8 protein-coding genes are annotated in these 9,088 nt (G+C 59.0%); 3 read left to right on the top strand and 5 right to left on the bottom strand.

Annotated features, from left to right (window positions below; translation table 11 throughout):
- Nucleotides 1-149: 149 nt before the first annotated feature.
- From urtE to urtA, 5 genes are all read right to left on the bottom strand, one after another.
- Nucleotides 150-839 carry an urea ABC transporter ATP-binding subunit UrtE gene (gene urtE, locus AAFM31_RS14125; RefSeq protein WP_341708566.1) on the bottom strand — a complete coding sequence of 230 codons (690 nt, stop codon included), beginning with the start codon at nt 837-839 and terminating at the stop codon, nt 150-152.
- An 18-nt stretch (nt 840-857) separates the two neighbouring features.
- A complete protein-coding gene (urtD, locus tag AAFM31_RS14120; protein WP_341708565.1) occupies nt 858-1,598 on the bottom strand; it encodes an urea ABC transporter ATP-binding protein UrtD in 741 nt (246 codons plus the stop codon).
- Nucleotides 1,595-2,737, bottom strand: a complete 1,143-nt coding sequence (urtC, locus tag AAFM31_RS14115) for an urea ABC transporter permease subunit UrtC (protein ID WP_341708564.1) — start codon at nt 2,735-2,737, stop codon at nt 1,595-1,597. The genes urtD and urtC overlap by 4 nt, the downstream gene beginning before the upstream one ends.
- Before the next feature lie 27 nt (nt 2,738-2,764).
- Nucleotides 2,765-3,688, bottom strand: coding sequence for an urea ABC transporter permease subunit UrtB (urtB, locus tag AAFM31_RS14110; RefSeq protein WP_341708563.1), 924 nt, complete (start codon nt 3,686-3,688; stop codon nt 2,765-2,767).
- Between the two features lie 340 nt (nt 3,689-4,028).
- Nucleotides 4,029-5,171, bottom strand: a complete 1,143-nt coding sequence (gene urtA, locus AAFM31_RS14105; RefSeq protein WP_341708571.1) for an urea ABC transporter substrate-binding protein — start codon at nt 5,169-5,171, stop codon at nt 4,029-4,031.
- A gap of 555 nt (nt 5,172-5,726) precedes the next feature.
- Here urtA and fmdA point away from each other — a divergent pair.
- From fmdA to AAFM31_RS14090, 3 genes are all read left to right on the top strand, one after another.
- Nucleotides 5,727-6,956 (top strand): formamidase, encoded by a 1,230-nt coding sequence (gene fmdA, locus AAFM31_RS14100; RefSeq protein WP_341708562.1) that lies wholly within the window; start codon nt 5,727-5,729, stop codon nt 6,954-6,956.
- Between the two features lie 70 nt (nt 6,957-7,026).
- Nucleotides 7,027-7,350 (top strand): zinc ribbon domain-containing protein, encoded by a 324-nt coding sequence (locus AAFM31_RS14095; RefSeq protein ID WP_341708561.1) that lies wholly within the window; start codon nt 7,027-7,029, stop codon nt 7,348-7,350.
- A 123-nt stretch (nt 7,351-7,473) separates the two neighbouring features.
- Nucleotides 7,474-9,069: a sigma 54-interacting transcriptional regulator gene (locus AAFM31_RS14090; protein WP_341708560.1), complete on the top strand. Its 1,596-nt coding sequence runs from the start codon at nt 7,474-7,476 to the stop codon at nt 9,067-9,069.
- Nucleotides 9,070-9,088 lie beyond the last annotated feature (19 nt).

Here is a 9,088-nt window from a genome sequence, read left to right as displayed (position 1 = left end):
TAATAAGCGCTTTAAGCGAAGCATCCTGCCCGACGAGGACGCGAATTATAGGCCCGTCAGATTTGACGTCAAGCCCTATTTTCGCCCAGGCATTAAAAAACCCGGCTTCCTTGCGGAAAGCCGGGTTTTGCCCTGCGAGACGCAGGCGTTCAGACCGACAGATAGCGACTGATATGGTCCTTGTCGATTTGCTCACCTACCGCCTCATGGACAATCTTGCCCTTGTCGATCACCAGCATCCGGTCGGCCACCGCGAGCGCAAAGCTCAGTACCTGCTCGGAGACCACGATACTGATCTTGCGCAGCTGCTTGATCTCATTAAGCGTGGTCGCCAACTGCTTGATGATCGAAGGCTGAATTCCCTCTGTTGGCTCATCCAGCAACAGGATCTTTGGATCGGCCGCCAGCGCTCTGCCAATTGCCAACTGCTGCTGCTGACCACCCGAAAGGTTACCCGCTTTGCGATGGCGCATCTCCAACAGCACCGGGAACAACTCATAGATGTCGTCCGGCACCTTGCGCCGCCCCGTCACCTCCAGGCCGGCCATGATGTTCTCCTCTACAGTCAGTGTCGGAAACACCATTCGCCCCTGGGGGACGTAAGCCACCCCACTGGCCACCCGCTGGTAGGACTGCAGCTTGGACAACTCCTTGCTGTTGAAATTGATCTCCCCGCCACTGCAAGGAATCATGCCGATCAGTGACTTGAACAGCGTGGTCTTGCCCATGCCGTTACGCCCCATGATCGCTACCGTCTCATTCTCACCCACGTCCAGATCGATACCGTGGATAACCTCACTCATGCCATAACTGACCCGCAGATCACGTACGCTCAGCATGTTCATGCTCCTTTGCAGTTAGTGGCCGAGGTAAACCTCGATGACCTTTTCGTTTGCCTGCACTTCATCCATCTTGCCTTCAGCCAGCAACTTGCCCTGATGGAGAACAGTGACCCGGTGGGCAATGTCCTTCACGAAGTCCATGTCGTGTTCGATCACAATCACCGAGCGGTTCTGGCTTATGCGTCCGAGCAACTCCGCGGTCGCCTCGCGCTCGGAGACACTCATCCCCGCGACCGGCTCATCCAGCATCAACAGTTCCGGATCCTGGATCAGCAGCATGCCGATCTCCAGCCACTGTTTCTGGCCGTGGCTGAGCAGGCCAGCGCTGGTATCCAGGCGATCGCTCAGAAAGATCTCGCCAGCAACCTCCATTACCCGAGCATTGACCTGTTCGGTGACTTTAAAGAACAGACTGCCAAACACGTTGCGGCCCTTCGGGTACGACAACTCGAGGTTTTCCCGCACCGTCAGGTTCTCGTAGATAGACGGGGTCTGAAACTTGCGCCCTACCCCAGCCTTGACGATGTCATGCTCGACCAGCTTGGTCAGTTCGGTGTCCTTGAACTTGATCGAGCCGGCGGAGGCTTTGGTCTTGCCGCAGATCAGATCCAGCAGCGTGGTTTTACCAGCGCCGTTCGGGCCGATCACCACCCGCACTTCGTTACGCTCGACATAGAGGTTCAGGCCGTCGACCGCCTTGAAGCCATCGAACGAGACCGTCAGGTCTTCAATGGCCAGCAGAATGGGAGAACTCATGAGCGCGCCTCCTGTGCAACCGACTTGTCTTCTTCCGTCGCCGCGCCCCGCTTCCGCGCGAACAGCTTGGCGACCTGTGGACGAATGTAGTCCTCGTAGATACCGGCCAGCCCCTGCGGGAACAGCAGCACCACGCCGATGAACAATGCGCCCATGAACACGATCCACAGCTGCGGGAAGCTTTCCGACAGCAGCGTCTTGGCCAGGTTAACCAGCAGCGCACCATAGACCGCACCGATCAGCGACAGGCGTCCACCAACCGCGCAGAAGATCACCATCTCAATAGAGGCGACCGTGCCGACGAACGACGGCGACATAAAGCCAACCTGCAGTGCGAACATCGCGCCGCCCAGCGCCGAGAACACGCCCGCCAGCGCAAACACGAAGATCTTGATGTTGGCAACGTCGTAACCGGAGAAGCGCACCCGGTCTTCCTGGTCGCGCATGGCGATCAGCAATTTGCCGTAGCGGCTGTTCAACACGAACTGCCCCACCAGCAAACAGGCGATCAACAGGATGCAGCAGAGGAAGTAGAGTAGGTACTTGGCGCTGTCTGGACGAATATCCCACCCCAGCATGGTGCGCAGGTCGGTAATACCGTTGATGCCGCCGGTATAGCCCTGCTGACCGATGATCAGAATGGTGGCGATGGAGGCAATCGCCTGAGTGATGATCGCAAAATACACGCCACCGACCCGACGTTTGAACATCGCCGCGCCGATCAGGAAAGCAACCAACGCCGGCACCGTCAGAATCAACAAGACGGTGAGTGTCAGGCTGTGAAACGGCATCCAGCCTAGCGGCAGCTCCGTGATCTGGTTCCAGTCCATGAAGTCAGGAATACCCGGGGTACTCTGAATCGCGGTGTTCTCCGGGCTGGACGCTTCCAGCTTGAGGAACATCGCCATGCAGTAGCCACCAATCCCGAAAAACACCCCTTGCCCCAGACTAAGAATCCCGCCGTAGCCCCAACAGAGGACCAGCCCCACCGCAACGAAGGCATAGGTCAGGTATTTGCCGACCAGATTCAGGCGAAAGATGTCCAGCGTCAGCGGCAGGATCACCATGAGCAGGACGGCCAGCGCCAGCAACTGCAGCAAGCGTTGCCGCCCCCCAAATGCTGCTATCCATTTTTCCATATCAATAACCTCCAGCCAGCACGCCGCTCAGCGGCGCACCTTGCTTGCAAAGAGTCCCTGGGGACGGAACATCAAAATGGCGACCACGGTCAGCAAGGTGATCACCTTGGCCATGGAACCACTGAGGAAGAACTCGAGAATCGACTGCGACTGGGCAATACCGAAGGCCGACACCACAGTGCCGAACAGGCTGGCAGCACCACCGAACACCACTACCAGGAAGGTGTCGACGATATACAGCGAGCCGGTAGTCGGGCCGGTCGAGGCGATAGTGGTAAAGGCCGCACCCGCAACACCGGCGATACCGCAACCAAGCGCAAAGGTGAAACGGTCCACCCGTTGGGTATTGATACCCGCGGCATTGGCCATCATCCGGTTCTGCGTGGTAGCACGTACCTTGATACCCCAACGCGAGCGGTACAGCAGGATGACCACCAGCACCGTCATCAGCGCGGTGATACCCATGACAAACAGGCCGTTAAGCGGAATATCGATAATGTCGGTCGGCGCCCAGGAGCCCATCAGCCAATCCGGCATGACGACACTGACCTCGCGCGGACCAAAGGTCGAACGGTAAATCTGCTGCAGGATCAGCCCCAGACCCCAGGTCGCCAGCAGCGTATCGAGCGGGCGTGCATACAGCCGCCGGATCAACAGCATCTCGACCAGATAGCCAAGAATGAAAGTCCCAAGGAACGCCAGCAGGACCGCCAGCGGAAAGTAAAACTGCTGCATCCAGGGCCAGGTCTCGGTGGCCAGCTTGGATACCATCCAGGTGATGTAGGCGCCCAGCGTAAGAAATTCACCATGGGCCATGTTGATCACGCCCATCTGCCCGAAGATGATCGCCAGCCCGAGGGCCATCAGCAGAAAGACGCAGAACAGACTCAGGCCACTGAATCCTTGCATCACGAAAATGGCCACGAGCTCCTGACTTGAATATCCGCCCATAATTGCTCTCCCAGGGTCTGTTGACGTTTCGTTCGCCCGCCTGTTGCAGCCTGTAAAGCCGACAATCAAGGAGCGAGGAGCGTAGTTTGGTCATTCCAAATAAGCGACGAGTGACGCCGAGTGTCGGCTTTACAGGCGCAACCCGAAGGGCCCGGGCCATTTTTCGGTCACGCTGCGTTGTCGGTCGCTTGTGTGGAGCGACCACACCTCGCTCCCTCCGCCTTGCCTGACCGAAAAATGGCCTCCGGCAGGCGCGTGAACGAAATGTCAACAGACCCTCGACTTCGGACGGGTGCGGCCACCTGGACCGCACCCTGTTGCATCACTTCAAACGGACGTCTTACTGGTAGCCTTCCGGGAAGGGATTCGGTTCGATCAGGTCGGACTCGTAAACCACGGTGGCCTGACCGTCAGCACCCCATTGACCAACCCGCAGCTTGCTCCACAGGTGATGGTTCGGGTGAACGCGGACGTAGCCTTCAGGCGCAGTGGTCAGCTCAATCTCGGCGGAAGCTGCAGCCACGGCGTCGACGTCAAAGCTGCCGGCCTTCTCAACCGCTGCTTTCCACAGCCATGGGCCCAGGTAAGCGGCCTGAGTCACGTCACCGATGACGCTGTCTTCACCCCAGCGCGCCTTGAACGCTTCGACGAAAGCCTGGTTGTTTTCGTTGTCCAGCGACTGGAAGTACTTCATCGCGGAGTAGAAACCTTCCATGTTCTCGCCACCGATACCCAGTACTTCGTCCTCGGTTACCGAGATGGTCATGATGGTTTGGCGGTCAGCAGTGATGCCGGCGGCCTTGAGCTGCTTCCACCAGGCGACGTTGGAACCGCCAACGATGCTGGAGTAAACGACGTCAGGCTTCTTCAGGCGGATCTTGTTGATCAGCGAACCGAAGTTGGTGTTGCCCAGCGGGTAGTACTCTTCGCCAACCACTTCGCCACCCAGCACGTCTTCAATGTGCTTGCGGGCGATCTTGTTGGAGGTGCGCGGCCAGATATAGTCGGAACCGACCAGATAGAAGGTCTTGGCGTCCTTCTCCTGCGCGATCCAGTCGAGACCGGCGATGATCTGCTGGGTCGCTTCCTGGCCGGTGTAGATCACGTTCTTGGATTGCTCGAGCCCTTCATAGAAGGTTGGGTAGTAGAGCATGCCGTTTTCTTTCTCGAAGACCGGCAGTACGGCCTTGCGCGAGGCTGAGGTCCAGCAGCCGAAAACCGAGGCAACGCGATCCTGAACCAGCAGCTTGCGGGCCTTCTCGGCAAAGGTCGGCCAGTCGCTGGCGCCGTCTTCCTGGATGATTTCGATCTGACGACCCAGCACACCGCCCATGGCGTTGATCTGCTCGATGGCCAGCATCTCTGCCTCTACCGAACCGGTTTCACTGATTGCCATGGTGCCGGTAATGGAGTGGAGAATACCTACCTTGACCGTGTCATCGGTCACCGCCAGACCGGTCGTGTTGACCTGCGCGGTCGGCATGTCTGCTGCCCCAGCGAGGCTGGCGAAGCCCAGACCGGTACTCAGCGCCAGACCGAGTATCCGGCGCTTCCAGGCCGGCTTGCTGCGTTTTGAGTCTTGCATAGGGTGAATCTCCTTAGTGTGAGTAGAACCGACTGGCGAACCCTTCTCCCCGGCCCGCCGCGCCTGTCACAAGCCCCACAGCAACCACTGTGCCAGCCGCCCTGACCGGATTGCCAAATCACCCTAAGAAATCACTAAAACCCCTTACATATCATTAAGTTAAAAATACCCACCAACCCCAAAAGAAGGCCATCTGACAAACAATGTCAGCTCCGATAGCGCAGAAATGACAAAGCGGATTTAACAATGTCATGACAATGTCAGCCGCCGGCCTTTGACATTGTCATTCGCATCGGTACGAACAACTGACAAAGTCACACAGAAAATACATAAGCAATTGATTTATATGCATATTTAAAAACATTACAAAGCTGGCACGGCTTCTGCTCTGGCTTGGACACGGGCCGCCCATCGGCCTGACAAACCACCCGACGACGCAGAGGAATCCCCGTCATGGCTGAAACACTGATCAAGATCGATCTGAGCAAGAGCCCTCAGGAGCACGACAACATCCACAACCGCTGGCACCCGGACGTTCCGATGATTGCTACGGTCAAGCCCGGCTCTGATTTCATTGTCGAATGCATGGACTGGACCGGCGGCCAGATCGGTAACAATGACAGTGCCGAAGACGTGCGCGACGTCGACCTGAGCAAGGTGCATTACCTCAGCGGCCCGATTGCGGTCGAAGGTGCCGAGCCAGGCGACCTGCTGGTCGTCGATATTCTCGACATCGGCGCCTTTGCCGATCAGATGTGGGGCTTCAATGGCGTGTTCGCCAAGGAAAACGGCGGCGGCTTCCTGACCGAGCACTTCCCGGAAGCACGCAAAACCATCTGGGACTTCAACGGCATTTACACCAAGTCGCGCCATATCCCGGGCGTCGAGTTCATCGGCCTGATGCACCCTGGCCTGATCGGCTGCCTGCCGTCACAGGAGCTGCTGGATGAATGGAATAGCCGCGAGCAAGCGCTGATCGATACCGACCCGGATCGCGTACCGGCGCTGGCCAACCCGCCCTACGCACCGACCGCCCACGTCGGCCGCGCCACCGGTGATGCAGCCGCCAAGGTCGCCGCCGAAGGTGCGCGCACGGTACCGCCCCGCGAACACGGTGGTAACTGCGACATCAAGGATCTGACCAAGGGCTCACGCGTGTTCTTCCCGATCTACGTCAAGGGTGGCGGCCTGTCGATGGGTGATTTGCACTTCTCCCAGGGTGACGGCGAAATCACCTTCTGCGGCGCCATCGAAATGGCTGGCTGGATTCATATCCGCGTCAACGTCATCAAGGACGGCTGTAAGAAATACGGCGTGAAGAACCCGATCTTCCAGCCGAGCGATATGGCGCCGAGCTACAAGAAGCACCTGATTTTCGAAGGCATCTCGGTCGACGAAAGCGGCAAGCAGCATTATCTGGACGCGCACGTTGCCTACCGTCAGGCCTGTCTGAACGCCATCGAGTATCTGAAGAAGTTCGGCTACAGCGGCGCCCAGGCCTACTCGCTGCTTGGTACCGCGCCGGTGCAGGGCCATATCAGCGGCATCGTCGACGTGCCCAACGTCTGCGCCACCATCTGGATTCCGACCGAAATCTTCGACTTCGACATCATGCCGAACGCCGAAGGACCGACCATCGCGGTGAGCAGCCCGGAAGTACCGACAGCCCTCTGGAAAGGCTGATAGCACAGCAGTGGCCCGCACCAGCATGGTCGGGCCACACCCTTCAGGTCGCACTTTCCAGGAGCAGAAAATGCCTCTATACGATTTTGAATGTACTGACTGCGGACCCTTCGAAGCGCTGCTGCCAAGCAGCGAGCGCAACCTGCCACGCGCCTGCCCGATCTGCTCGCAGCCCATGCAGCGCCGCATCAGCGCACCACGCCTGCAGACTCTCAGCGCCCATCAGCGCAAGGCGCACGAGACCAACGAGCGCAGCGCCCACGCCCCCAGGGTCAGCCACGGGCACAGTTGTTGCAGCTCCGGTAGTTGCCAGCACACCAAACGCAAGGAGGGAGAACCTCCTGCCCTCAAACAACAGTCTGGTCCACGACGACCCTGGATGATCAGCCACTAGATCAGGCTCGGTATAGACCGCTTACCCAGTCAGCAGTACAGCGATGACAGGTCGCGTGGACATCAAACCAACGCGGAGGACCTGTTCATCTTGAATGCCATACAGAAACGGACAGCCCAACAGATGATGAAGCGCGAATTAGTCGTCATTCTGGAGATGGCCAAGCTACTCGAGAAACCTCTGGATGCCCCGCGCACCATTCAGGGCATCCTGCGTTTGCTGTCTCAGCTCTATGGACTGAACTGCGGGCGCGTCAGCCTGCCGGAAGCAAACTCTCAGTCGCTGCAGGTGAAGTACTCGTACGGGTTGTCGGTCGATGACCTCAAGGCCGGCCGCTTCAACGTCGACATCAATCAAGGCGTGACCGGCTACGTCATGCGTACCGGCTCGATTGGTCTGGTGCCGGACGTCAACGACGAACCCCTGTTTGTCCGCCGCATCACCGAGCTGTCACACCACAGCGGCGGCCGCATGGCGTTTATCGCTGTGCCGATTCTTGAATCCGGCACCCCGATTGGCGTGCTTTCGGTGCAACGCGAAGGCATGCACGAGCGCCCCTTTGACGAAGATATCAGCTTGCTGCGCGTCGCAGCGGCGATGATCGGTCAGGTGCTGCGCATTCACCAGTTTGTCGTCGAACAGACCGAGCACCTGGTCAAGGAAAACCAGAGTCTGCGCCACAGCATTGCGGTCGAGGGCATGCTCAAACAAAGCCTCGCCCACGGCATTCTCGGCAGCAGTCCGGCCTTGATGGACGCCGTGCGCTCAACGATTCAAGTCGCCCACAGCGATGCCCCCGTGATGCTGCTTGGCGAGTCTGGTACCGGTAAGGAAAAGTTCGCCCGGATGATTCACCAGCAGAGCGATCGCCGGGAAAAGCCGTTCATCTGCATCAACTGTGCGGCCATTCCGGCAGACCTGCTCGAGTCCGAACTGTTCGGACACACCAAGGGTGCCTTCACCGGTGCGTCGCAGAATAAGCAGGGCAAGATCGTTCAGGCCGACGGCGGCACCCTGTTTCTCGACGAGATCGGCGACATGCCGCTGTCGCTGCAGGCCAAGCTGCTGCGCGTGCTGCAGGAGAAGAAGGTCGACCCGATCGGCAGTCACGACCCGATCTCGGTGGACTTCCGCGTGATCACCGCGACCCACGTCAACCTGCAAGCCTCGGTCAACCAGGGCGCTTTCCGCCTGGATCTGTTTTATCGCCTGCACGTGGTGCCGGTCCATCTGCCACCGCTGCGCGAACGCCAGGAAGATATTCGCCAACTGGCACTGCATTTTCTCAACGAACTGAACCATCACTACGAACGCAATTGGAGCCTCGGTGGCGACGCCTTTTCCGTGCTGGAGAACTTCGATTGGCCCGGCAACATCCGCCAGCTTCAGAACGTACTCGAGCGAGCCTCGCTGACCAGCGATCAGGAGCTGATTGATGCCGACAAGCTGCGTCAGGCGCTGGCGTCGGAAAGCTCGATCGCGATCCCCGGCAACCGTCAGCCACAGGCCACCGCCGAGGCCGCCGCCCCGGCACCCGGCGACAGCACCCCCCGGCAGTACGGGCGTTCCTACAACTGGGTGCAGGAAGACGAGGCCGACCGCATTCGCGCCATGCTCTCGCAGACCAACAACAACCAGTCCGAAGCCGCACGGCGCCTGAACATCAGCCTGCGGCAACTGCGCTATCGGGTCGACAAGCTCGGCATCGGGCGCAACTAACTGCAACGTAACCACAACG

The organism is Halopseudomonas sp., from assembly GCF_038130085.1.
Classification (GTDB): Bacteria; Pseudomonadota; Gammaproteobacteria; order Pseudomonadales; family Pseudomonadaceae; genus Halopseudomonas.
Note: the sequence above shows the minus strand (reverse complement) of the source record. Positions and strands in the feature narration are given on the sequence as shown.